This is a genomic window from Streptomyces murinus (assembly GCF_002154555.1).
In the GTDB taxonomy this organism is placed as follows: Bacteria; Actinomycetota; Actinomycetes; order Streptomycetales; family Streptomycetaceae; genus Streptomyces; species Streptomyces murinus.
In genome coordinates this window covers 1-601 of the sequence record NZ_MUNF01000915.1, presented here as the reverse complement: position 1 = coordinate 601, position 601 = coordinate 1, and the positions used below count along the sequence as shown (strand labels likewise).

At 74.1% G+C, this 601-nt stretch carries 2 pseudogenes (1 of these 2 cut by a window edge); one reads left to right on the top strand and one right to left on the bottom strand.

Annotation, left to right across the window (positions count from 1 at the left end):
- A pseudogene (locus CCN72_RS36550) lies at positions 1-141 on the bottom strand (oxidoreductase) (its annotated part extends 134 nt beyond the left edge of the window); the annotation flags it as partial.
- A gap of 22 nt (positions 142-163) precedes the next feature.
- Between CCN72_RS36550 and CCN72_RS36545 the strand changes: the two are divergent.
- Positions 164-601, top strand: a pseudogene (locus CCN72_RS36545) (hypothetical protein); the annotation flags it as partial.

Sequence of the window (601 nt, the reverse complement as noted above, 5' to 3'; positions counted from 1 at the left end):
GCGGGCCTGCTGCTGCCGCTCCGGGTTCGAGGTGACGACCGTGTCGAGGACGAGGCCCTCGGTGGCGGTGATCAGGGGGGCGTGGAAGACGGAGCCGGCGAGGCCGTAGCCGACCAGGCCGACGCGGAGGGGAGTGCTCATGCCCTCTACTTTCGCAACGCTGTTGCCAAAGTGCAAGCGACGAGGAGAATGGGCGTGTGAGCGAGGACAGGGTGAACAGCGGGCGGGTCGGCGCGAANNGGAGGTGGCCGAGCGGACCGGGCTGACCCCGCAGGCCGTCAGCAAGATCACCGGGCGGCTGCGGGAGACGGGGCTCGCGGCCGAGGCGGGCCGCCGGGCGTCCACGGGCGGCAAGCCGCGCACGGTACTGCGGCTGGTGCCGGAGGCGGGGCACGCGGTGGGGGTGCAGCTGGACCGGGACGCGCTGCGCGTGGTGCTCGTACGACTGGACGGTGCCGTGGTGGGGGAGCGGCGCGGTGAGCTGGACCTCGGGGCGGGCGCCGAGGCTGTGCTCGGGGTGGTCGTGGAGGCGGTGACGGGGCTGGTCCGCTCCTGCCTGGGACCCTTCGGAGAGCTCGCCGAGGCGGGGTCACTGCTGGGG